General features: G+C 42.4%; 19 protein-coding genes. 3 read left to right on the forward strand and 16 right to left on the reverse strand.

What is annotated here, in order from left to right:
• The first annotated feature begins 51 nt into the window (after positions 1-51).
• Positions 52-1,641 (forward strand): ABC transporter substrate-binding protein, encoded by a 1,590-nt coding sequence (locus QNH28_RS20795; RefSeq protein WP_283908361.1) that lies wholly within the window; start codon positions 52-54, stop codon positions 1,639-1,641.
• Positions 1,642-1,744: 103 nt separating this feature from the next.
• Positions 1,745-2,764: an ABC transporter substrate-binding protein gene (locus QNH28_RS20800; protein ID WP_283908362.1), complete on the forward strand. Its 1,020-nt coding sequence runs from the start codon at positions 1,745-1,747 to the stop codon at positions 2,762-2,764.
• Positions 2,765-2,907: 143 nt separating this feature from the next.
• Here the strand turns inward: QNH28_RS20800 and QNH28_RS20805 are convergent, their stop codons facing one another.
• The 6 genes from QNH28_RS20805 to QNH28_RS20830 form a co-directional block, all read right to left on the reverse strand.
• Positions 2,908-3,933 carry an iron-hydroxamate ABC transporter substrate-binding protein gene (locus QNH28_RS20805; protein ID WP_283908363.1) on the reverse strand — a complete coding sequence of 342 codons (1,026 nt, stop codon included), beginning with the start codon at positions 3,931-3,933 and terminating at the stop codon, positions 2,908-2,910.
• A 132-nt stretch (positions 3,934-4,065) separates the two neighbouring features.
• The gene (locus QNH28_RS20810) at positions 4,066-5,691 is read right to left on the reverse strand and encodes a helix-turn-helix domain-containing protein (protein ID WP_283908364.1); all 1,626 of its coding nucleotides are present in this window, start codon (positions 5,689-5,691) and stop codon (positions 4,066-4,068) included.
• A 144-nt stretch (positions 5,692-5,835) separates the two neighbouring features.
• Positions 5,836-6,876, reverse strand: coding sequence for an NAD(P)/FAD-dependent oxidoreductase (locus QNH28_RS20815; RefSeq protein ID WP_283908365.1), 1,041 nt, complete (start codon positions 6,874-6,876; stop codon positions 5,836-5,838).
• Positions 6,877-6,918: 42 nt separating this feature from the next.
• A complete protein-coding gene (locus tag QNH28_RS20820) occupies positions 6,919-8,634 on the reverse strand; it encodes an ABC transporter ATP-binding protein (protein ID WP_283908366.1) in 1,716 nt (571 codons plus the stop codon).
• A 42-nt stretch (positions 8,635-8,676) separates the two neighbouring features.
• Positions 8,677-9,711 (reverse strand): FecCD family ABC transporter permease, encoded by a 1,035-nt coding sequence (locus tag QNH28_RS20825; RefSeq protein WP_283908367.1) that lies wholly within the window; start codon positions 9,709-9,711, stop codon positions 8,677-8,679.
• Positions 9,712-9,713: 2 nt separating this feature from the next.
• Positions 9,714-10,772: a FecCD family ABC transporter permease gene (locus QNH28_RS20830; protein WP_283908368.1), complete on the reverse strand. Its 1,059-nt coding sequence runs from the start codon at positions 10,770-10,772 to the stop codon at positions 9,714-9,716.
• A gap of 213 nt (positions 10,773-10,985) precedes the next feature.
• Between QNH28_RS20830 and QNH28_RS20835 the strand changes: the two genes are divergently transcribed.
• The gene (locus QNH28_RS20835) at positions 10,986-11,993 is read left to right on the forward strand and encodes an ABC transporter substrate-binding protein (RefSeq protein WP_283908369.1); all 1,008 of its coding nucleotides are present in this window, start codon (positions 10,986-10,988) and stop codon (positions 11,991-11,993) included.
• A 95-nt stretch (positions 11,994-12,088) separates the two neighbouring features.
• On the opposite strand, the gene QNH28_RS20840 is transcribed toward QNH28_RS20835, so the two are convergent.
• From QNH28_RS20840 to QNH28_RS20885, 10 genes are all read right to left on the reverse strand, one after another.
• On the reverse strand, positions 12,089-12,310 hold the full coding sequence (locus QNH28_RS20840) for a hypothetical protein (RefSeq protein WP_283908370.1): 222 nt from the start codon (positions 12,308-12,310) through the stop codon (positions 12,089-12,091).
• Between the two features lie 18 nt (positions 12,311-12,328).
• Positions 12,329-14,317, reverse strand: a complete 1,989-nt coding sequence (locus QNH28_RS20845) for an FtsX-like permease family protein (RefSeq protein WP_283908371.1) — start codon at positions 14,315-14,317, stop codon at positions 12,329-12,331.
• A 4-nt stretch (positions 14,318-14,321) separates the two neighbouring features.
• Positions 14,322-15,089 carry an ABC transporter ATP-binding protein gene (locus QNH28_RS20850; RefSeq protein WP_283908372.1) on the reverse strand — a complete coding sequence of 256 codons (768 nt, stop codon included), beginning with the start codon at positions 15,087-15,089 and terminating at the stop codon, positions 14,322-14,324.
• A gap of 159 nt (positions 15,090-15,248) precedes the next feature.
• Positions 15,249-15,689 (reverse strand): riboflavin biosynthesis intermediates N-glycosidase, encoded by a 441-nt coding sequence (locus tag QNH28_RS20855; RefSeq protein WP_283908373.1) that lies wholly within the window; start codon positions 15,687-15,689, stop codon positions 15,249-15,251.
• Positions 15,690-15,760: 71 nt separating this feature from the next.
• Positions 15,761-16,318, reverse strand: coding sequence for an MFS transporter (locus tag QNH28_RS20860; RefSeq protein ID WP_283908374.1), 558 nt, complete (start codon positions 16,316-16,318; stop codon positions 15,761-15,763).
• Between the two features lie 32 nt (positions 16,319-16,350).
• On the reverse strand, positions 16,351-16,998 hold the full coding sequence (locus tag QNH28_RS20865) for a hypothetical protein (RefSeq protein WP_283908375.1): 648 nt from the start codon (positions 16,996-16,998) through the stop codon (positions 16,351-16,353).
• A 198-nt stretch (positions 16,999-17,196) separates the two neighbouring features.
• The gene (gene cheB, locus QNH28_RS20870) at positions 17,197-18,282 is read right to left on the reverse strand and encodes a chemotaxis-specific protein-glutamate methyltransferase CheB (protein ID WP_283908376.1); all 1,086 of its coding nucleotides are present in this window, start codon (positions 18,280-18,282) and stop codon (positions 17,197-17,199) included.
• Between the two features lie 41 nt (positions 18,283-18,323).
• Positions 18,324-19,922 carry a methyl-accepting chemotaxis protein gene (locus tag QNH28_RS20875; RefSeq protein ID WP_283908377.1) on the reverse strand — a complete coding sequence of 533 codons (1,599 nt, stop codon included), beginning with the start codon at positions 19,920-19,922 and terminating at the stop codon, positions 18,324-18,326.
• Positions 19,923-20,125: 203 nt separating this feature from the next.
• Positions 20,126-20,788 carry a response regulator transcription factor gene (locus QNH28_RS20880; protein WP_283908378.1) on the reverse strand — a complete coding sequence of 221 codons (663 nt, stop codon included), beginning with the start codon at positions 20,786-20,788 and terminating at the stop codon, positions 20,126-20,128.
• A 40-nt stretch (positions 20,789-20,828) separates the two neighbouring features.
• The gene (locus QNH28_RS20885) at positions 20,829-23,762 is read right to left on the reverse strand and encodes a sensor histidine kinase (RefSeq protein ID WP_283908379.1); all 2,934 of its coding nucleotides are present in this window, start codon (positions 23,760-23,762) and stop codon (positions 20,829-20,831) included.
• Positions 23,763-23,845 lie beyond the last annotated feature (83 nt).

A 23,845-nucleotide genomic window follows, 5' to 3' on the forward strand; every position in this document is an offset into this window, starting at 1 on the left:
TATACTTTAATTGAGAATGATTATCACTGAAAAAAGGGAGCGATTTTTAACATGCCCATCCATTCTGAAAGGATACCACATCATTCCCATCCTTTTTATATGCCTGTAAAAATCAGTAGCCTAACAGGTCTTTCCCACTACACAACCGATAACATCCCTGCAACAACGAATTCCAGTATTATGATTGTCTGGGAAGGTAAAGGTCAACTTGAGATAGATGGTGAGCTTCATAGCGTCAAGTCCGGAAGCATCATTAACTTTGCTGCCTCTTCAAATTTGAAGCTAGAGACTGAGCTACAGGTACAGGGAATGTGGATAGAGTACACCAGTATGTCCAACCGTAAGCAAAAGGATTATGTTCTAAACGGCAGTTCCTCCTTAGACCACGCTTCCACACAATTGATGGCACTGTCAGGTGAGCTATACAGCGCTTGGATAGAACCAGATGATAGAAAACCTTTTAAGGTCCAACAACTATTCACTCAATTCATCGTGGATCTGCATCATGAACTAGCCGCAGCTAAGGAGACATCCGGTAGCTGGCTTGAACATGTGTTTGAGTACATAGAAACTCATTACAATGAAGATATCACTCGGGAACAGATGGCTACATTAGCTGGGGTAAGCCCTGAACACTTCTCACGTACCTTTCGTAAAATTATGGGCCAAACCTTCAGCGCTTATATCACACTGTTAAGAATCCGCAGAGCACAGCAACGAATCCTCACCAGTTCCCCAAATCTAACAACTCTGGCGCATGAGGTTGGTTATGAAGAAGGAACTTATCTGAGCCGTAAATTCAAGCAGCTTGTTGGTCTTTCACCTACGGCTTATCAGAATAAGAACAAAAAAATTGTAGCTTTGAACTACAATCACACGGCTATCTTACGGGTACTGGAAATTATGCCGCAACTCGGTGTTTATTCGGATTGGCATCGGAGCTTGGAGCAAGTGCCTGCCTCCAAACAACTAACGATGAACGAAGGTAGCTCTTCCCTTCTACTTGATTCGGTAGCTTCAGCAGAGCCAGATGTCATTATCAGCTACAATATTCCTGAGAATAAGCTCCTGACTGCTGTTGCTCCAGTCATCGAACTACCCTTTATGCAAATGAGCTGGCGAGAGCAATTTGGTTTGATCGCTGATGTGGTCAATCGGCGACAGCGAGCAGAAGAATGGTTAGGTCATTATGATGGGCTCTGCCATGGTGCCAATAAGAAACTGAACCATTCGATAGGATCAGAAAGAGGGACGGCTATCGTTTGGGAGCTTAGTTCCCGAGCAGCGTATTGTTTCAGTAGCAGTTACGGCAGGGGTTGTCAGATTTTGTACGGAGATCTTGGATTCAAGCCACCATCCATCATCATGGAGAACGGAATAATGGATTCGGGGTATCTAGTGTCATCTATTGAGGAAATCGGATCCTATCCTGCAGACTATATTATTATCACTAGCATCCCATCATCTTCAGAGGGAAGAAAACGCCTTTCTCACCTTCTGCGTTCTCGTGATTGGAAGCAGTTAGACGCAGTCCGTAACAATCGGGTATACATCCTGAACAAGGGTGACATGTTCTATGGATTTGATCCACTGTCTTCACAAGCACAACTTCAAGAATTGCTACGTGTGATGACATCATAAATATGCACAAGCGAAGATCATATTCGTCCATAGTAAATAACCAGAGAAGATTGTAAAGTTCTTATTGAGAATGATAATCAATTGCCATAGGAGGAACAACAAATTGCATAATCTACAAAAGAATACTACGAAACAGAATCATTGGCTTTTATTTCCCCTCATGCTGACTTTAATTCTAGTCATTTCAGCTTGTGGAAATTCCAATACTACGGTGGAGAACACAGGTGGTACCAGTAATACAACAGCAGCAACCCAAGCTCCAACCGAAACTAGTAAAGAAGCAGAAAGTGCCGAAGCCCCTACTGTCAAGACAGTAAGTACCGTAAAAGGTGATGTTGAAATTCCTGTTCATCCTAAACGAATTGTAGCTGAGGAATACTTGGGAAGTCTAATAGCACTTAATACCATCCCTATCGGAGCTCCAGGCTTGACCCTAGAAAATATGTATTATAAGAAGGCGCTTACCGGTGTTACAGACACTGGAGCATACGGTAAAATGTCACCTGAAAAAATCATCGCACTAAACCCTGACTTGATTATTTCGGGACAAGCAGAAAGCTATGAAACGCTTAGCAAAATTGCTCCTACCATCATTGTGCCTTACGGGGATCTTAAAGATGCTCATGCAGAATTAACCTATTTCGGAGAACTCCTTGGAAAGGAACAAGAAGCAAAGGATTGGCTTGCAGATTATGACAAACGGATAGCCGAAGCTAAAGCAAAGGTGGACAAGGTCCTCCCGGCAGATGCAACCTTCTCCATCATGGAAGACGGTGGAAAATCCATCTGGGTCTATGGCGATAACTTTGGCCGAGGCGGTCAACCCATCTATCAGGCGCTTGGTCGTAAGCCGCCTACTGCTGTAGCGGGGGAGATTATGGAGAAGCAATGGGCGGAAATATCTAAAGAGGCACTAGCTAAGTATGCCGGAGATTATATTATCTTAACCTCCAACAACCTTACTGAAGCTGATTATAAGGCAGATTCATTCTGGGGCAACCTCCCTGCTGTCAAAAATGGACATCTCTATGTTTGGAAAGAAGAACGTTCCTGGTACTACGACCCTATCGCGGTATTAACCCAGACCGAAGAGCTGGCTGATTGGTTAATAAATAATAAATAATGCATAAGGAAAAGGGATGTCCGAAGCCATAGAGGCTCAGCGGACATCCCTTTATTGTTGTACAACATTCCTACTAAGATAACTTATAAGCATCTAAAGATGTTTTATCTGTGAGTGGTTTTAACTCACGCTTCAAATTTAACTTATTGAAGGGACTTCAACAACGTGACTATCTCATCCAACTGCTTGTCCAGCGCATAAGCATCAGAGAGATAATAAGTTTTGAGATCGTATGTGAACACATGACCCGCCTTAACAGCAGGTAGACTTTTCCAGAAGACGCTATCCAGAATATCCAGCTTATCCTGCTCCACACCACGGCTGAAGCCTTGGAATATATAATCAGCTTCTCCTAGATACTCGGGAAGCGTCTCGAGAGAAAGGGAAGCCCAACCATCCTTAAAGGTTACCTCTTGGACAAGATCAGGTGCATGCAGCCCCAATCCATTGTATATAATCTCTCCACCACGCCCATATGACGAACCGTATAGATACAGCTCTTTACCGGCAATTTCAAAGATTGCCACCTTTTTGTCAGCTGCGATCAGATCGGCCAATTCCGCTTTCTTCGCTTCCAGCTTCTGATTGAAATCCGCCACCCACTTTACAGCCTGCTGCTCCTTGTTCAAGATTTTCCCGATCTCGATCAATCGTTCCTTATAGTCGTATTTACCCCAAGGAATAAAGACAGTCGGAGCAATCTTGGAGATTTGCTCATAGGTATCTTCCTGATAAGTGATAATCAAATCCGGTTCCAGGCTCGTTATTTTCTCCAGGGACACCGTCATGTCATCGCCCACTACTTCTACACCTGTAAGCGCCTCTTTGAAATATGGATGGTTCAAGATGTCATTCCCAGCTACGGCAATGGGCGTCACCCCCAGCGTCAGAAGATCACCGATAAAGTCTTGTACCGGAATTACAATTCTTTGTGGATTGCGTGGAATCTGCACCGGACCTTTGTCGCTTTCGTATGTCCAGTACTCTGCATCAGCAGCTGGCTCTGTGCTGGCAACTACAGAATCATTAGAGCTTTTAGCCACTTCATCCGACGTGCTAACTGCAACATTTCCCTGATTAGCAGCTTGTCCGCATGCGCTCAACATCAGCACCAACGTTAACACAACGGCTACCATGCTTGTTTTGCCTAACGATATTATTTTGTACAATGTAAATCCCCCTTGAGGCTTTATATTATTATGATATTGATAATCAATATCATTTATATCCTTGTTTAATATAACGTCTCCGCGGGAAAACATATATACACGCTAATACATCAATTTGGCTATGGACGATTGTCAGCTTAACTTATGGCCGGTTAACAAATCTGTCTGTATCTCCAACTGGCGTTCGAGCGCAAGTCCTTCGCTGCCCCAAAATTCCTCAAGCTTCAGATAATATATGCGTTCATTCCTGAATGCTGGAAGATTGCGCCAAATCGCACTTTTGCTAATGCGTTTACGTGTTCTCGACATCCAGTCCTCTCGTCCTGATACAACCACAAACATATGGTCAGCCGCGTATATTGGCAATTCAGACAGTGAGATGCATAGATGATCATTCCGCTCCAGAACATCTGACCTTACCTTTTCCGGTGGAGTTAACCCTAGCATTGGATACAGATTGTACACACCTCGGGCTGTATGATTCCAGATATAAATACCGTTATCTTGCCTGATCTCATACACCGCTACCGTTTCACTAGATTCAATTAGTGAGGACAAGCGCTGCTTAGCCAAATCTATTTTCAAATGATAGTGCCTTATCCATGCCTCTGCCCTTTCCTCTTCTCCCAGCAGTCTGCCGAATAAACGAATCTGTTCCAGGCGGTCTATTTTATCACAATCCACCGTAACTAGTGGACCCAACTTTTCCATGCATTTAAGCTGACGGGGGCTCAGATAGGTCGGTGCAATGACTAAATCGATTTCCAGCCCAGACCAGTCCGCTTCCGCTGGACATCCCTGCAACTCAAACGATCGTACACCTGCCAGTTCCGGCTGCAAAAGCAATGAGTAGTTCATCACATCTTTTTCAACCGCGACAGGCCGAATGCCCAGTGCCAGTAAATCCCCGAAAAACTGCAATGCTACTATCCGCTTCGGTTTGGGAAGCAAACGGAATTCTGTTGGAGTCATACTGGTCACTTGCTTGAATTTTCGGCTCAGATATAGTCCATCTGAATAGCCTACTTTTTGAGAAATTTCCTGTATTGTTGCTTGGCTGGACATCAAATATTTTTTCGCTTTATTCACTCTTAAATGTGTTACATATTCGGTAAAGCTCCAACCCGTCTGCTTGCGGAACCATACTGAGAAATAACGAGGATTGAAGCCCATCATTCGAGACATCATCTCCCGAGTAATCTCCCTTTGGAAGTTCTGATGGATATAAGATAGCATTCTGAAATATGAACTATCCGTAATGTCTGCTTCGACATCAGCCTCTATGACCCATTGATGTAGCTGATGCAGCAAGGATTGAATTCTATTTGCCTGTGCTTCTAAATTATTGGCAGCAACGTCTTCCAATTCGCTGAATAAGCGAGCTATTTTATTCGTAATACGTATAGGTAAGACCCCATTGATCGGAAAAATTTCACGGCAAAGTCCATAAACCAATTCTTGCTCAGTGCTATTGCTCAGCCCATATATCTCATAGGAAATTGCTAGAGCTGAGATAGCGGTCTCTAATGGAGCATCAATTTGATAAGTCGTACCTGCATTTAGAAAAAGAATTGCACCGATTTTAAGAGCTACTGTCTCTCCTTCTATGGTTATTTGAACGATAGCTTCTATTGGTGTCAAAAAGAGTGGGGACTGGGCAATCTGAGGAACACTGATGTGACCACCACCGCATTGGCGTCTCCTTACCTCTTTTAACAAATAAATTCTATGAATCGGGTTATGATTAGATAGCTTCATTCCTGCTCCCTTCCAGACTGCTAGGCTCAAAAAACCATAAAATATAAAGCAAGCGCATAAGGTTTCTCTCCGCTCGAAATGGATAAGATACCCTATACGCTTCATATAAAACTTCACATTTTATGGTTTGAAAAGCCTCTATCCTTAATGGTCGTCAACGACACCAAGTGCCTTATTCTTCTCCTTGAACCGTTCATTGTGGGAGGAAACATATGCAGCCTTAGGTGCAGAGGGGTCCATATACAGTTTAGCGCTATTCAGCGCAAGCACTGCATCAGTAAAGGTTCCAGCGATTAACCGGACCTTACTGCTATAATCTACAAAGTCACCTGCTGCAAAAATACCCGGAAGATTCGTCTCCAGCTTTCCGCTCACATTCGCACACCACTCGCCCATATCAATGCCCCATTCCCGTAACGGGCCAAAATCGCTTTTCAGGCCATGATTAACAATAACAGCATCTACCTCATACTGCTCACTCTCACCTGTTTCAATATGGCTAATCGTAACCTGATCAATGGTCTCACCATTACTGCTGTGTAATTGGCTTACTGCGAAAGGCACGCGAACATTGACTGAGGATTCCTTCATACGCACAATATTTTTCTCATGGCCGCCGAACTGTTCACGACGGTGTACAATTGTCACACTTGCCGCGATGGACTCCAGTTCATTCGCCCAATCCACAGCGGAGTCACCTCCACCAGAGATCAGCACTCTTTTACCTCGGAAAGGCTCCAGCTCCTGAACTGTATAATGAAGATTCGTTACCTCATAACGGTCGGCTCCTTCAATCTCCAGCTTAGCCATTTGCAGAATCCCATAGCCAATGGCCAAGATGACCGTACGAGTCCAATGCTGCTCACCTGTAGCCGAGGTCAGCATATAAGTTCCATCTTCCAGACGCTCATGATGCGTTATCTGCTGCCCAAAAATAATCGTAGGATCAAACGTCCGTGCCTGCTGAGCAAGCTGATCTATCAATTGACGGCATAGTACGGGTGTTACCCCACCTACATCCCAGATCATTTTCTCAGGATATACGAGCATTCTTCCTCCAAGCTCATCCTTTGCTTCAATCAACTTCGTCTTGAGGTCTCTCATTCCGCTATAAAAAGCTGTATACATCCCAGCAGGTCCGCCGCCAATAATCGTTACGTCGTATAATTCCAGTTGATTGTTCATTATGTCCCTCCAAAAGTATATTCTACTGATGTCCTGAGCTGCTTACGCCCCAAACTGCGCCTCATGTAATCGGCTGTAAATTCCGGTAGTCTGTAACAATTCTTCATGTCTGCCTTGTTCTGCGATACCGCCTTCCGCAACGACAACGATACGGTCGGCATTCTTGATCGTTGCCAATCGATGAGCAATAACAAGCGTCGTACGACCTTGTGACAACTCCGCGAGCGCCTCCTGAATAGCGGACTCTGTCTCGGTATCCAGCGCCGATGTGGCTTCGTCTAGAATGAGAATCGTTGGATTCTTCAGGAACATCCGAGCAATGGACAGCCGCTGCTTCTGACCTCCAGAGAGCTTAACGCCCCGCTCCCCGATCATAGTGTCCAGCCCAGCAGGCTGGGATTTGATCAGCTCTTCCAGTTGAGCGCGCCGTGCTGCCTCCCATATTTCTTCATCAGAGGCTCCCAACCGCCCGTAAGCGATGTTCTCACGAATAGTTCCGTCAAATAGAAATACATCTTGTTGTACAATCCCAATATGGGAACGAAGAGATTCAAGTTTCATGGAACGAATATCAATTCCATCAATGCTAATGTTACCCTCACTTACATCATAGAAGCGAGGTAGTAGACTGCAAAGCGTTGTCTTACCCGCACCAGATGGACCGACCAGAGCAACGGTCTCTCCTGCTTGAATCGATAGATTCACATTTTGGAGTACGTTTTCTTTATCGCTGTAGGCGAAAGCCACATCATGGAAAGTTATATTCCCCTTAAGATCATGAACTGTCTTAGCGTCTATCGCATCATCAACATCAGGCTCCGTCTCCAGCAGTTCGAGATAACGTTTGAAACCTGCAATACCTTTGGGATACGTCTCAATGACCGAATTAATCTGTTGCAATGGTCCTAAAAATACATTGGACAACATCACAAAAGCAATAAATTCACCATAGGTCATTTGCTTCTGGATTACAAAATATGTTCCACATACGAGAACGAATAACGAGACCAGTTTCATGAGAACAAAGCTAAAGGATGAATTCCAAGCCATAATTCGATAGGTCATCAGCTTCGTTATACGGAAGCGTTCGTTATTGACCGCAAAGCGTGAAATTTCATGATTCTCATTAGCAAAAGCTTGCACAACGCGGATTCCGCTCACATTGTTCTCTACCCGTGCGTTATAGTCGGCAATGTCCGTGAACATGATGTGAAAGGCTTTAGACATTTTTCGGCTGAAGTACATGGATAAATAAATCATAAGCGGAACGATAACAAACGTCAGAATAGCTAATTGCCAATTAATACTGAGCATAATTCCGAATACACCGAGCAGCGTCATTACTGCGATAAAGAGATCTTCCGGTCCATGGTGGGCAATCTCACCGATGTCCATTAGATCATTTGTCATCCGGGATACTAAATGACCAGTCTTGTTATTATCAAAGAAATTAAAAGACAGCTTCTGAACTCGGTCAAACAGCTTCTTTCTCATATCCGATTCGATATTAATCCCCAGCTTATGCCCCCAGTAAGTAACAACAAAATGCATAAAGGCGCTGACAATATATATCCCCAGCAAGCCGAGACAGGAATAGAGTATCCACGCCCAATTTCCGCTTGGCAGCAAATCATCCACTACCCGGTTAACGGCCAGTGGAAAGACTAATTCCAGCAGAGCAGCTGCAATCGCACAGGAGAAGTCAAGAATAAATAATCCCTTATAGGGCCTATAATAAGCAAAAAAACGACGCAACATAGTAAAATTCCGCTCCTTCCAGCGAGAGACCATCCTCTTTCATCAAGATTTAGTACGGGCTAGCAAATATAAAAAGTATGGCGCTCCAATTACAGCCACAACGATACCCGTAGGGATCTCAGATGGCTGAAGAATCCAGCGCCCGATAGTATCCGCTGTAATGACTAGCAGAGCTCCGAGCAGCGCAGAGGTGGGCAGCATGAGCTGATGTTTCGGCCCAACTAATCGTCTTGCCAAATGGGGTCCGACCAATCCCACAAAACCAATGCCACCGCTGACTGCGACACTTGCCGCAGCTAACCCTACCGCAGCCGCAAGAAGTCGAAATTGTTCCTTAGTTACTGCGGCACCAAGTCCCACTGCGGTCTGCTCCCCTAGATTCAGTACATTCATCACCCTTGCTTTATAGATGATATAAGGCACCAGAATTACGATCCACGGCAGCAGAGAAAGTACAAACTTCCAGCTTGTTCCCCAAATGCTTCCCGCAAGCCAAGTAGCTACAAACTGATATTTTTCAGGATCGAGGCGAAGGGTTAGCACGATCATAGCTGCACTCATCCCAGCTGCTACAGCTACACCAGTCAGCAGCAGACGCATAGGCGATATTCCTTGATGGCGCTTATAAGCTAGCGCATAGATCAAGGCAGCGGTAGCTCCCGCACCAACGAATGCTACCATTGGCAGCAGATACACTGGGGCCGCGGTTGCCGTCGGGTAAAAAGAAATTAACAGCATAACCATGATTCCTGCGCCAGCATTAATCCCTAGAATACCAGGGTCCGCCAAAGCATTACGAAAGACACCTTGCATTACTGCTCCGGACACAGCTAGACCTGCACCAATCAGAACGGAGATCACAATACGAGGCAGACGAAATTGAAACAATATTAATTCCTGCTTATCAGTGCCTCTACCGAACAATGTATTAATCAGCTCCATAGGAGTCAAACGTATGTAACCGGTATTCATACTAATAATAAAAGCAATAACAATCAGTACAGCCAACGAAATCATTATCATTAAGCCACGTTTGTTTTTGGCGGCTTCGAAGGAACCGAATGTAGTCTTTTCCATCGTTACAGCTCCCTCCTTTCTTTACGTGCAAGATAAAGGAAGAAAGGCACACCGATCAGTGCAATAATAGCGCCAAGTGGCGTTTCATTAGGTGGATTAATCATCCGCGCAGTTAAATCTGCAAATACAGCTAGGAGACTGCCAAGAATCGCTGAACAAGGAATGATCCATCTGTAATCGACACCCACAAAAAATCGTGTCAAATGCGGAATAATAAGTCCAATGAAACCAACTGCACCAACTACGGCGACTGATGATCCGGCCAAAACCAATACGATTAATGCGCCTGCCAACTTCACAAGCCCGGTACGCTGACCTAGACCTTTCGCAACATCGTCACCTAAACTGAGCATCGTAATCGATCGAGAAATTACCATTGCACCAATTAAAGCAGCCCCTATCCAAGGGAACATAATTTTGAGTTGAACCCATTTCGTGCCAGCCACGCCTCCGGCGTACCAGAAAGCCAAATCTTGACCGATGTGAAAATATAAAGCCACCCCTTCACTCAATGCCGACAAAAGTGCACTAAATGCTGCACCCGCCAACACCAAACGCGCAGGAGTTAATCCTCCCTTGGCAAGCGATCCAATTCCATATACGACACCCGCACCTACGCCGGCACCCACAAAAGAATATAGAATCAAATACATAAACGATAAATTTGGAAAAAAAGCAAAACACAGCGCGAGCGCAAATCCTGCGCCTGAGTTGATCCCCATCAGACCTGAATCTGCCAATGGATTTCGCGTCATCCCCTGCATAATAGCGCCTGCAACTGCAAAGCTGGCCCCTATCATTGCCCCTCCAAGTACACGAGGTAATCTTAATTCTCTAATAATCTGATGATCCATGATTTCCGGATCAAAGTGAAACACAGCTGACCACACCACAGACAGCTTAATATCTGCTGCACCGAAGGAGACGGAAACAGCAATTCCTAATAATAATAGCGCCAGACCGCCAACCAAGATTAATGTTGCCGCCCAAGGACGTGAACGAAATTCTCGTTTAACTACTCCTTTATCGGCTCCTATCCTGGTAGTTATCTGTTGATTCATGAATGCCACCCTATTTCCGTGAAATTGATTCTCATTATCATTAGACTATTGTAGATTACATTTCCTAGGTTTGGCAATAGATAGATTTATTTGTTGCTATTTAATTTATTGCATTGACAGCTATTCTAGGATTTGATACAGTTCAAATTGAAATTAATGATGATAATGATTCTCATTATTATCAGTTGGTACATATATATAGGGAGGTTCACCATGTTAAAAAGAAAGACCCTTTTCCCCATCTTGGCACTCATAATGTTATTGTCTGTATTTGTGACAGCTTGCGGGGGAAACAACAATGCTTCATCTAATACACCATCAGCTACAACCGAAGCAACAACCGCCCTGAGTGCAGAACCAACGGCTGCTCCTGATGCTTCCAGTGCTGAAATGCGCAGCTATGAAACTACTAAAGGCACTGTGCAGATCCCAGTTAAACCTCAGCGTATCGTTACTGATTATTATGGCGGAGAATTGCTTTCCGTTGGAGCTAACGTTATAGGTGTTGAACCTAGTACTTTTGACAACCCTTTCTTAAAAGATTTGCTCAAAAACACACAAGATGTTGGTGCTCCAGTCAACGCTGAAAAAGCACTAGAACTTGCACCAGATCTAATTGTAGTTATGTACGATGACAACTATGATGCTTTATCCAAAATTGCACCAACCATTCATATCCCATACGGAACTGCTACGAACATCTACGAAACCGTAAAATTGTTCGGAGATATTGTAGGAGCACCAGATAAAGCTGAACAATTCATTGCTGACTTTGAGAAAAAGGCTGCTGAAGGCCGCGAAAAGCTTAAAGGTGTCGTGAATGAAAATGATACATTCGGAATTTATGAGCTGACTGACAAAGGTGAGCTTTGGACCTTCGGCAACAATGCGGGCCGTGGTGGACAAGCCCTTTATAATGCACTTAAGCTGAAAATGCCTACTAAGAACAGCAACGATAACCAAACATTGCAGCTGTCCATGGAACTATTACCAGAATATGCAGCTGACTACATGTTCCTAACTACTTATGACCCTGATAAAAAAGGGGATAAGCTGAAGGAGCTGAAGGAATCACCCGTTTGGAACGGACTTGCTGCTGCGAAGAACGACCATCTGTTCTACAACGATTTTGATACTTTCTACCGCTATGATCCTATTGCCATTACCGCGCAAATCGATTTGTTCGTAGATATGATTCTTGAGCGTAACGGTAAGAAATAAGAATAGACACCTAAAGAAACACCCCACTTATTAGGCATCGCCTAAAGTGGGGTGTTTTGTTATGAACAAGAAGTTAAGCTCATGTTCCCTCTGTGTCATCTAGTATACTGATCATAGTCACTCGTATTATTTAATTTTTTGTACATATACTCATCATTCTTAAGCTTGTAGAGCTGCCCCATACCCGCAAAGACGAAAAACAGAACCAAAATCAATAAATACGCATAGGTGAATTCACCAATATAAAAGCATGTGACAATAGCAACTAGGGTCAAGATCATCAATGCCACTGTAATTCTGGATAAAATCTTCTTCAATCGGACTCCCCCTACGTTTTATTTGTTAATATTATCATAATTGGAATTAAATTCACATCTTATATTATTCGTTGTGGGAACATCAAGCAGTTCGATATGAGTCAGCATATTGTGAGTGTATATTTTGGTGTATATACGATAAAAGAGGACTTGTAATAAAAGATACGCTCCGCCTACCAACAAACAAAACCACATCGGCTCCAGAGCTGCAGACATCTCAAACCTTGAAGAACTAACAACATACACAGTGGCTAGCGCAATCCCTAACACATAAGGGAGAAAAAACAACACTTTTAAAGGGCCGCCTATAATGCGAGCTACGTCCTTAGAAGTAATTCCAATCTTATTTAGCTTCCTGAATTTGATCTTCTCACGCTCTAAATCGGTCTGGATGCTGAAATGAAGTACTACACCAGAAGCAGCAAAAAATATTAGACCAACAAATGTAATGACGAAGATTCCGAATCGACCGGACTCCTGCAACTGTAAATACTCACTAATTCTAGATTTCGTGGAGAATACGAGGGCCTCGTGCCGATCATTATCATACCAAGACTTCGTATTGTCCTTATTATATTTGGCTAAAGCCGTATTTAGCTTAGCATCTATATCTGCTGTCTTTTTCCAATCCTTGAAATTCAAGAGCTGAAGCTGCCCGATTGCATCCATATTCTCCGCTTTTAGTGCTGTATAATCATCTTCGTTCAATATGACATGAAGACCATTCATGAGATTCGGTACAGGATTAAATACCATTTTAAATACTTGACCTTGTGAGTACAGCGTATGAGCCCCGGAAGAAAGCTTCATTTCGAAGGTGGGCATCTCCGGTCTTTGATTCTTCCTTTCTTCTCCTCGAGCAACTAAGGCAAGATTAAGAAAGTGATCTTTCTCCACATGATAATCACTCCCAATTAATGAGTTGATATTCTGGTCCAAAAATACTTTGAAATAGAATAAGTCAATATATTCAAGCTTTTGGTGTGAAATCAGCGGTGTAGCACCATGATCCGTGATCTCGCTGAGTGTCTCAGATGGAAGGCTATTTTTCCCGAATACTTCTGCATAGGCAATATCATAAGGGTTGTTTTTTACAGGAATATTCTCAGCATCCCAGGTAATATAAAAGATAATGCCACTTAGAAAAACCGTAATGAAGACGAGGAACGTGATGAGAGAAAGCACTATTTTGGAGCGCCCAAGCGTATAGTTCAAATCGGAGCTAAACATTAAATGCTTATGATAAGCTTTCGTAGATCGCGAAAAGATGAGTTTCATCCAGTCACCAAGACCGGACAGCAGCAAATAGACACCCACCATACTTACTCCCAGATTGATCAACATCATACGGGCATCATCTGGACTGTAATTTGTAATCATATCATAAACGGAGATCCCCAGTAATACGACTCCGATGATCCCTGTGATTTTACCATGAAGAAGGCTACGTTCTGCGGTTCTGGATTCTTTTAGAAGGCGTACAATGCTGTATCTCAGCGTTAATAATAAATGGATTCCAATCACAGCTATGTAAATAATCCCGAAAAATTTAATGGTATACAGATAACTATCCAACGTAAGTGAAAAAGAACTATCCCCTATATTAACAAACAACGAGATGATGATGAAGAAAAGACCGGAGAAAACCGTCCCTGCACCTAAACCCGTGAGAATCGAAGCTAATGCAATCAAGCTATTTTCTAATAAAATGATTTTACGGATATTGTGACTCGTCATTCCTAGAACCATTAACAGCCCAAAGTCGCTTTTTCTAAATTTCAAAAAGGCCATTTGCGCATATACAATAAATAGAACAGCAAACACTCTCATAACTAAGAAAGGAGCATATAAATTACCAGACACCATTCCATTTACTTGATAGGGGTCATTAAAATCAGGGTTCGTGTACAGGGAGTAAAAGGCGAAAAAGACCATAATCGTAAAGCTGCTGCATAGGAAAAATAACAAATACCTTCTAAGATTCGCCTTGAAAATCTGAATAGCCATTCTCCTAAAGGTCATCTTCTCTCCCTCCAATGAAGGCCAGACTCTCCAGAATCCTATCAAAAAATGCTCTCCGTTCATTATTATCCCTAGTAATCTCTAATAGAGCCTTCCCATCCTTGATAAAAAGTACGCGATTACAATAGCTGGCCGCAAAAGGATCATGTGTGACCATCACAATTGTTGCTCCTTTCAGAGCATTCAGTTTGGCAAAGGTCTTCATCACTATACTTGAGGATTTGGAATCCAAATTCCCCGTTGGCTCATCCGCAAAGATCACCTCCGGATCATTAATAATCGCTCTGCTAATCGCCGCTCGTTGTTGCTGTCCTCCTGAAACCATATACGGATACTTGTCCATCACCTCACCCAGATCAAAGAGTAATAACGCCTCATCTGTCTTGGTATTGATATCGTCTACCTCTTGGTCATCCAGAACCATGGGCACCATTATATTTTCCCGTAGGGTCAGGCTATCCAGCAGATTATAATCTTGAAAAACGAACCCTATTCGCTGCCTGCGAAACAGTGCAAGCTCGTTCTTAGACATCTCGCTTATACTAATCTCTGCAATCCGGACTCCCCCCCTATATTCCGTGTCGATCCCGCTAAGGATATTCAGCAGTGTCGTTTTACCACTCCCTGAAGGCCCCATAATCGCCACAAACTCCCCGCTGTCCACACTCAGGCTTATCCCGTTTAACGCCTGAAATACATTTGTTTTGCCCTTGCCTTTATATTCTTTTGAGAGATTCTCTACCTCTAGAATAGGCATGCTCGCACCGTCCCCTTCATCGCTTGCGATTAACATTAAATGGAATTAAACTATTCCTGTATATACTATAAAACTATGTGAAGAGAACGGTTGTTAGATTACTCACAGAGCAAAAAAACACATGGATGTATGATCGCATGTGTTTAGGTGGTTATTTTATTATTCACCTGATTCAAGAGTCGAACGGACTTCCATCAATATTTTCCCAAGTACGTTTTTTCCGGTACCTTTTGTACCACATCCCCAATAATAATCCCCCGTTGTTTCTTCAATGATTTCCTCAGGTGATGTAGAGATTAGAATCTCCCGAATATCTGGATGGGTCTGAAACTTTTGGAGGACAGCTTTTTTCATTACTTCATCCTTTACCTCTTCCCAGTCTGATCTTAATGGTTTATCCCGATCACGACCCATGTTCGCTGCATCCATAGGTGATTCTACTACTCGTATCTCTTCTTCATAGATACTACCTACAAACTTCTGAGCTTGAAAGTAGTGCTCGCTTGTGGGCCAATATTTCCCATCCAACTCAAATCCGTGCTTTGAGAAATTTGAAAAACAACCATACTTATCATTAACTTTATAGAATCTAATTGTCATAGTAAATCATTCCTTTCTATAGAAACGTTTATGATATTCTACTATACCATCAGACTGTTCAATTCACCTTATCATTTCCGCTCCCGCAAGAAACAAAGACAAACGAAACCAATAAAGGCAAGCCCACCGATAGCTGCTAAGGAATTGGAAAACGCCCTTACATAATCCGATAAATCTGCTTCCAAAAGAGAATGTTTCAACGAAGTGGAGAACAAAATACCGATTAGAGCCACCCCTAACGAGTTTGCTAAATACATAAATGTAGTGATCAGACCTGATCCTGTGCCCGTAATCCTTGCTGGTACTGAACTGAGCGTGACGTTGACTAATGGTGTAGTAGCCATGCCGAGACCGAAGCCATATATCAATAATATTAAAATATTTCGTGCGCCCAGCAGATGCGTCGCATCCACATTTAGCTCCCATATAAGCAGTAGACTACAGCATCCCATCATCAGTGCACCTATTTTAAGTACATTCATACTCCATCTTCTGACCATTCGAGACGATATCAGGGAAGTCAGAAAAAAGCCTATACCTATAGCCAAAAAAACCAAACTCGTATCTTGAACATTATAGTGCAAGCCAAATTGCATATAGTAGCTTAAAACAAAAAAGAAGGAGAACATACCTAGATAAAGGACAAGCACAGTCGCCAGACCTACACTAAATGTTCGATGTCTGAAAATAGATAGGTCGACTCCCCAAATAAAGCGATAAATTCCAGCGCTTTGCTCTCCATATATAATCGTCTCAATGTTCCATGATAAGTACAATGGATCATTTCAGAGACACATTTTCGAATCGCCGCTGTGTCAGGATAACGATTAATATTTCCACGATGATGTTTAAGCCAGCTCTCCATCTGTTTTTTCTCCGCTAGATCTCCCGCATAATACAGCAGTTCGCTAGGAGCTAGCCGTATTTCTAACAATTGATTGGGGACACCAGCTTTTTTCTCTTCATACACCTGAACATCCTCTAAAAAAAGAACATTGCCTGTTTGTTTCTCCGTGTAACTTTTCTTGCCGTTCCATTCGCAATAGATTTCTCCACTCACGTTATAGCTTAGTTCGAACAACGGACAAGCTTCCTGAATATAGAGCTTCATATCTTGTTCGTATGTTATATCCGTATACATGATCTCCATACCTGGACGAATCTGCGTACGTGTAATGCTTCCCTGACCGATATGCGAGGGTATGGTTAGACGTTGTTCCCACTGATTATGCTCAACATGCCCTTCTATCCGCTCTGTAAATTGTTCAAAAAGATCATGAATCTCCAAATTCAATATTTTTAAAGCCATTGAAAGCCTCTCCTTCTTCGCCAATACAAATAAAGCCATTCACAACTCAAATGATAATCGTTATCATTTGAAAGTGTCAACATGGAATAGATCTATAGGAAATTCATCCCCACTTGGGATGAAACCCTAAGCTAAGCTTACATAAAAAAGCGTTGGTGGATTTTCCTCCTACCAACGCCTATGGTAATGATTAATTCATCAAATTTGTTCGTCCAACAACCCCGTAACCTCCATAATCTTCGAGGCTAACAAAAACGAAGGAACTTCATAATCCACGCACCCGAGCTCAACAGCCGCTTCCGGCATTTCATTTACAATAGAAGTCTCTTGCGATTCTACAAGGGTAGATTGGGCGCCAGCTTGTTTGGCACTCAGCATGCCTCTCGCTCCATCGTTACCTATTCCGGTCATCAGTATCAGATGCTGCTTCATGCTTTTTAATCCAGAGATAGAATCGAACAATACATCAATTGATGGACGGTATCCGTTCACTGGTGCTTTCCTGTGTAGTTTAATTCTACATTCATGCCCTTGCTGAACTACGGTCATATGACAATTACCAGGTGCGATATATGCCGTTCCGCCGAGCACCAACTGATCATCCTTCGCCTCCACCACCCGTACACTTGAGAATCGATTCAATCGTTCTGCTAATGCTTTCGTGTACTTGGACGGCATATGCTGAACGATCAACAAAGGGTATGGGAAGTCCGCCGGGAGCGAGCTAATTGCAATTTCTAGCGCCTTCGGGCCACCTACTCCACATCCTATGGCCACAATTTGATCCAATTTCTCCAAATATCCGATCTTAAAATTATCTTCTGCCTGTTGTCCTGCAATTACTTTGGAGACAGTTATATTGTTAAGAATGAGGGTTCTCAATGGAATTTGGGCAGCTTGTTTAATTTTGAATATTAACTCGTCTTTTATTTGGGATAGATCAGTTCCATAGCACTGAGTTGGCTTAGGAATAAAATCCACGGCTCCGTTCTGTAGACCTGTGATTGTTGCTGATATTCCATCCTTCGTCTCTGAGCTTAAGATAAGGATAGGGGTGGGACGCAGTGACATAATGCTAGAGATTGCTACTAAACTATTCAATTCCGGTACTTCTATATCTATCGTCACGACATCGGGCCTGAGTTCTTGAACCATGCTAACCGCTTCGGATGCATTTCGAGCTGCTCCAATGACCTCGATAATTGAATCCTCCACAATAAGGTTCGAGATCTGTTTACGCATCATTACTGAAGTAGCTACAACGAGCACCTTTAACTTTTGCACTACTTCTCCTCTCCTATCAATGATGATCCCCATGACACTGTTTATTTAACTTTAAAAATAGATACGAGTGCATTTAGTTCCTCCGCAAGCTGTGCTAATGCATTTGCCGTCGTTGCCGTTTCACTACTGCTTGCCGCCATTTCTTCCGTTGCTGCCGATATACTCTCGATCGAGTACATCACCTCTGATGACTGTGCGGCTTGTTCTTCACTGGCAGCAGCGATTTCTGTTACTTTATGCGCGGTATCATTCACCATAGAGAGAATATGATCAAAGGCTTCCCCATTTTTTTGTGAAAAAGATACGCCTTCGACTACAGCCTTCACGCTATGCTGCGTATTCTTCTGCATTTCTTTAATAATGTCCGTGACTTGCTTAGTAGCCTCACTGCTACGCTCGGCTAGCTTTCTTACTTCATTCGCTACAACGGCAAAACCTCGACCCTGTTCACCGGCACGAGCGGCTTCTATAGCTGCGTTAAGAGCCAGCAGATTGGTCTGTTTTGCAATATCATCAATGACCGCAATGATCTCGCCAATTTTATCTGAGCCTTCTTCTAGTCTAGACATTTGGTTGTTAAGTAACGTCATCCCTTGAATGGAGTCAGTAACCACCGCACCTCCATCCTGAGCAATACGCATCGTATGATCTGACAGCTCTGAGGCTTGCTCTGCACTCTGAGCTACGGAATTAATCGCTTCAGACAATTCTCGGAACAACTCATTCATCGTTTGTGCTGCAGTAGCTTGACTCATACTGCCGCTTGCCACTTCCTCTGTACTAGCTGATATCTGCTGCGCGGCTGCCGAGACACTTTCCGCAGAGGATAAAATACCTCCCACAGTATGTCTTAAGTTCAGAACCATTTCGTTCACAGAATTCGCGAGTTTTCCGATCTCATCCTTGGAATTCAGATTTGAAGTTTCGCTTAAGTCTCCATTAGCTACTTTACCTAACAGGCGCATCACTTGATTTAAAGGCCGTGCGATAATTTGCGAGATTAGATAACCAAAACCCACACTGATCAAAAGTGCAATAATAGTAATGCTAAAAGTAATCAACCGAGAGGATTGATATAATTCATTGGCATAATCACTGGATCCCTGTGCCTGCTTCATGTTGATGTTAATTAGACCTTGCAGAAAATCTGTCATCTCCGTAGTAGCCAGCTGTAAATCTCCTGTTAGCAAATAATTCGTATATTCTTCATTACTGATGATTTTCTTATCCAATTCAATCGCATGATCCACGCTAGTGGTATACCGTTTCCAGATTTCTGGATAATCCTTCATCTTCTCTAATTCTTCTTCTCTCAATTTTGTCTTATTATATTTACTCATGATGTCTTCAATGCTCTGAACGTTTTTATGTATTTTATCTCGATATTCTTTTTTCTTCACCTCGGTTTTGGCCATCGTATTTATATCCCGGATGTTTATTCTATTCGTTAAAAAAAGTTCATTCGCTTCACCGAGATAGGCAATCGGTGTTAAGCGATTATTATACATATCCTCGATAGACTCGTCCATCTTACTCAAATTGCTTATTCCATAGAATCCTACAAAGCATAAAATGACTGATACCAACACAAATGCTGAGATTAGCTTCACTGCTGTCCTCAAATTATAAAACCATTTCATCCTTCTGCACCTCATTACGTTAGTCAATTTTTAGTAATTCTTAGGAACTATTTCATCATAAACTGTAAGCAGAATATGGTAACCGAAAAAAAACGGCGTGACCGCGCAAAATTATTGCGTAACCCCGCAAAGAAGCGCAAAACAAAAATCCCGCCTCACCATCCAGTGATCGGGATTTCAATCTATAGGGTTGTTATGTATTTTCACAATGAATTAGTAAAATCTGATTCCTTTAATATTCCGAGACGTTTAGCTTTTATAGCCGCTTCAATTCTAGATTTCACATTTAGCTTTTGGAACAAATTCGTTAAACTATATTCTAGAGACCGCTGACTCATAAGCACAATCTCCGCTATTTCCTTATTACTTTTTCCTTTGGCAATTTCCGTCAGCATTTCATGTTCCCTTTTACTAATCATGGAGGCTGCTTGTTCATCATTGATTTCTAATCCTTTAGGCGGTACTTTTCTTAACTGCTTGACTAAGGTCCGCGGCAGAATGACTTCCCCTCTTAATGCACAGCGTACCGCTGTAATCAACTGCTCTCTATTGGTTGTTTTTGAGATAAACCCAAAGATCCCCGATTCTATCATCAGGTTAAATTTGTTAGTAAATTCATATCCGGTGTAGATTAAGATAATCGCATCCGCGTTCATTGTTAATACTTGCTTCGCCAAATCAATCCCATTCACATCCACGATATGAAGATCAAATAACATTACGTCAAAGGAATGACTACTCACCATTTCAAGCACTTCATTCGCTGAATTAGCTAGAGTAACCTTCATGTCTCCCTCTTGCTCTAATATCATTTTAGTCCCTTCCATAACAGATGGATGATCATCCACTAACAATATTTGAATCATGCCTATGACTACCCCTCTATCCAATTGTTATGCCGCATGATTAATCTGCAGGTATAGATATATTGACCGCTAATCCCTTTTTATCTGGCGATCGGAATACTATTGACCCATCCATACTTCGAACCCTTTCCTTCATCCCATAAATCCCCATACTTGTAAGTGAATCCTCACCAAATAAATTCATTCCGATTCCGTTATCTTTATAATCCAAATGAATATGATTGTCTTCACTAGCTAAGGTGATGTGGACTTCTGTCGCAAAAGAGTGCTTTGCTGCATTAGCTAAAAGCTCTTGCACAATACGGTACAGACCTATAAGCACTTCATCATCTAACTTATGCGTGAATCCTTCAGACTCGAAATAAATCTGATAGTTGGTACGTAGCTGCGTAAATTCAAACAACGTCTCCAGCGAGGAGATAAGACCTTCATTGATTAATGCAGGAGGTCGGAGCTCGTTACAAATAATCCGCAGTTGATAAATAACATCAAGTAAACCTTCTGAGATCTGTTCTAGTTGTTCTCTAAGTTCCCCATTAATGGACCTTTCACCTAAGAGAAAATCCAGCTTACGATACCAGATAATCTGTTCTTGAAGCGCTGAGTCGTGTAAGTCCTGAGCAAGTCTTTTTCGCTCATTCTCGGATAAATTAAACATAAATCGGAGAAGCCATGTAGGCGCCACCTGCATAGAAGCCGCTAGCTCAAGATCCTTCGTTAAATCTTCGATAAGCAAAAAGTGATCAAAGAGAACACTGACATACCGGGTAATCGTCTCCAGCCACACTCGAATAGAGCCGATTTCTAGTAAAAGCGTCTTCTCGTTAATCGACAGCAAGTAGCTTTTTCCTCTGGACTCCCCGATCTTGAGTGAATACCCTTGCTCCGTCTCGATAATTTCACATAATTTATCATGGTTAGATTCAACTGCGATAAATTTCATATTTGTTATCTGCAGAGTTTCTCTGACTTCTCTAAGTAACCGCTGTTCCATATGACTAATCTTCATCACACCAAAAAGATCTTGGGAGAACTGATCGAGACTCGTTTGCAGGCGAAAATACCGTTCCTCACTCTCTCGAATAATCTGCTCTGTATGTTGTCTATCCTCATCTGCTTTTTTTCGATCACTAATATCCCTAAATATAGAGATACATGCGACTTTTCCTTTGTACAAAATGGAGCTAGCTGTTACTTCTACATCGATAATCGTCCCATCTGAACGTACGACCTTTTGTTCAATAGGAACTAAGATCTTATAGGGTTCTTTATAGATCTCACGCATGCGTTCTTTCGCCAGCAGCAGATACTCCGGATGCGCCCAATTGAAAATATTTTTACCGATCAATTGACTCTCATCGCTAACTCCAAATAATCCAAGACAAGAGAAATTTACATAAACAAACTTATAATCGCTATGCAGAACGACCGCTTCAGGCGACATCTTGATCAGCTGCTGATTGAATTCCTCGCTTTCCCTTAATTCTTGTTCCATTTGGACTCTCTTGGTAATGTCTCTTGCTACAATTACGATACTTATTACTTCTCCATCCTCACCTAGAACGGGAGTAGCAAGACATTCTAAATTTAATATATAACCTTTTGTGTGAATAAAACGATTGTAAAACATCTTACTTGCTTTTGTCCGAAAAATATTTGTTATTTGTTCACGCAAGCTTTCTTGCTCATCTGGATCGATATACTCTAAGATGGTAGTGTCCTTGATTAAACCTACAGGAATACCCATTAGGGTCTCACAGGAGGGGGAGGCTACAATGAAATTTCCTTTCTGATCCAGAACCCCCATCATATCCTTCATGTTATTAATAATTAGTCTGTACTCTGCTTCTCGCTGTGCCAGCTTTTGTTCTACTTCTACTGTTGATGTTATATCTTTAGCGACAACAAAAGCACCCACAATACGACTATTCACATAAATTGGGATGTTTTTCATAGTCCAGTGGCTCACTGATCCATCCTTACGCGAAGAGGCCACAACATAATGCTGAGCAGATCCCCGTACTGTTCTTCCGAAATAATCCGACATCCTCGTTATATTTTCTACTCCAAATAGATTCGTGATGGACAAGTTCTCTCCGACCATACTTAAAGCTTCTCCAGTAATTTGCTGTGCCGCAGAATTGATTGCCAAAATATTACCTTGCAGATTCACCTCACATACGACGTCTGAGTTATAGTCAAATAAGGATTTATAGCGTTGTTCACTTTTGAGTAAAGCCTCCTTCATTAACTTTCTTTCAGTAATATCTGCCAAGATCCCATCAAGCCGAACTACCGCTTGGGATTCATCTAGACTGGGTATGATTCTGACCTGTAGCCATCGAGGCTCACCACTTGCGTGGATAATTCGATATTCACTAAGTTGTGGAATCCCTTGACCAACTGATGATATGATCTCTTGAATCAAGGGATTTTCTTCCTTATAAGCAATACGAAGCCAAAAATCATCCTCTTTCGCCTGCTCAACGGAATAACCGGTGATATTGAAAATGGCATCCGATATAAATAACACTTTCTTAGATACGTAATCGTAAGACCAAACCGCCACATCTAGATTAGAGAACATCTGTTGATACAAAGAAAATGTGCTTTCTAATTGAATTTGTGCCGTTTTTTGTTCAGTAATGTCCAGCATAATTCCATCTATTCGGCAGACCTTGTTCTCCTTATTTAGGATAGGCGTGCCGATATTTTGAACCCACTTCAGTCCTGCAGTAGGTAATTGCATCCGATACTCAAGATTACTGATATGACCAGCATTTAATCTTTCCATGTAGGCATCATATCGATCACGATCCACTACATTCACAAGTTCCCGTAAAAAACTAGGGCTGTGCGGTTTAGTCTTACTTGTGCAACCAGCCCATTCCTCTAAAATTCTCGACATCGTCAGCAGATTTTCTTCCATATCCATAGACCATGTAATCACATTCTCGTCACCGAGTGAATGCATATTGAGATCACCTCCACATAAAAAGCCCCCCCTTTTCGGGGCGGCTTTTTGTTCTAATTCGTTATTTTACAAGCGTCATTACA

Source organism: Paenibacillus sp. G2S3 (assembly GCF_030123105.1).
Taxonomy (GTDB): Bacteria; Bacillota; Bacilli; order Paenibacillales; family Paenibacillaceae; genus Paenibacillus_AQ.

Excerpts from the sequence above, each read along its gene's own strand:
- QNH28_RS20795 (WP_283908361.1), top strand. The coding sequence starts at position 52 with ATGCCCATCCATTCTGAAAGGATACCACATCATTCCCATCCTTTTTAT.
- QNH28_RS20810 (WP_283908364.1), bottom strand. The coding sequence starts at position 5,691 with ATGAAGCTATCTAATCATAACCCGATTCATAGAATTTATTTGTTAAAA.
- QNH28_RS20815 (WP_283908365.1), bottom strand. The coding sequence starts at position 6,876 with ATGAACAATCAACTGGAATTATACGACGTAACGATTATTGGCGGCGGA.
- QNH28_RS20820 (WP_283908366.1), bottom strand. The coding sequence starts at position 8,634 with ATGTTGCGTCGTTTTTTTGCTTATTATAGGCCCTATAAGGGATTATTT.
- QNH28_RS20825 (WP_283908367.1), bottom strand. The coding sequence starts at position 9,711 with ATGGAAAAGACTACATTCGGTTCCTTCGAAGCCGCCAAAAACAAACGT.
- QNH28_RS20830 (WP_283908368.1), bottom strand. The coding sequence starts at position 10,772 with ATGAATCAACAGATAACTACCAGGATAGGAGCCGATAAAGGAGTAGTT.
- QNH28_RS20835 (WP_283908369.1), top strand. The coding sequence starts at position 10,986 with ATGTTAAAAAGAAAGACCCTTTTCCCCATCTTGGCACTCATAATGTTA.
- QNH28_RS20845 (WP_283908371.1), bottom strand. The coding sequence starts at position 14,317 with ATGGCTATTCAGATTTTCAAGGCGAATCTTAGAAGGTATTTGTTATTT.
- QNH28_RS20850 (WP_283908372.1), bottom strand. The coding sequence starts at position 15,089 with ATGCCTATTCTAGAGGTAGAGAATCTCTCAAAAGAATATAAAGGCAAG.
- QNH28_RS20855 (WP_283908373.1), bottom strand. The coding sequence starts at position 15,689 with ATGACAATTAGATTCTATAAAGTTAATGATAAGTATGGTTGTTTTTCA.
- QNH28_RS20860 (WP_283908374.1), bottom strand. The coding sequence starts at position 16,318 with ATGTTCTCCTTCTTTTTTGTTTTAAGCTACTATATGCAATTTGGCTTG.
- QNH28_RS20865 (WP_283908375.1), bottom strand. The coding sequence starts at position 16,998 with ATGGCTTTAAAAATATTGAATTTGGAGATTCATGATCTTTTTGAACAA.
- QNH28_RS20875 (WP_283908377.1), bottom strand. The coding sequence starts at position 19,922 with ATGAAATGGTTTTATAATTTGAGGACAGCAGTGAAGCTAATCTCAGCA.
- QNH28_RS20880 (WP_283908378.1), bottom strand. The coding sequence starts at position 20,788 with ATGATTCAAATATTGTTAGTGGATGATCATCCATCTGTTATGGAAGGG.
- QNH28_RS20885 (WP_283908379.1), bottom strand. The coding sequence starts at position 23,762 with ATGCATTCACTCGGTGACGAGAATGTGATTACATGGTCTATGGATATG.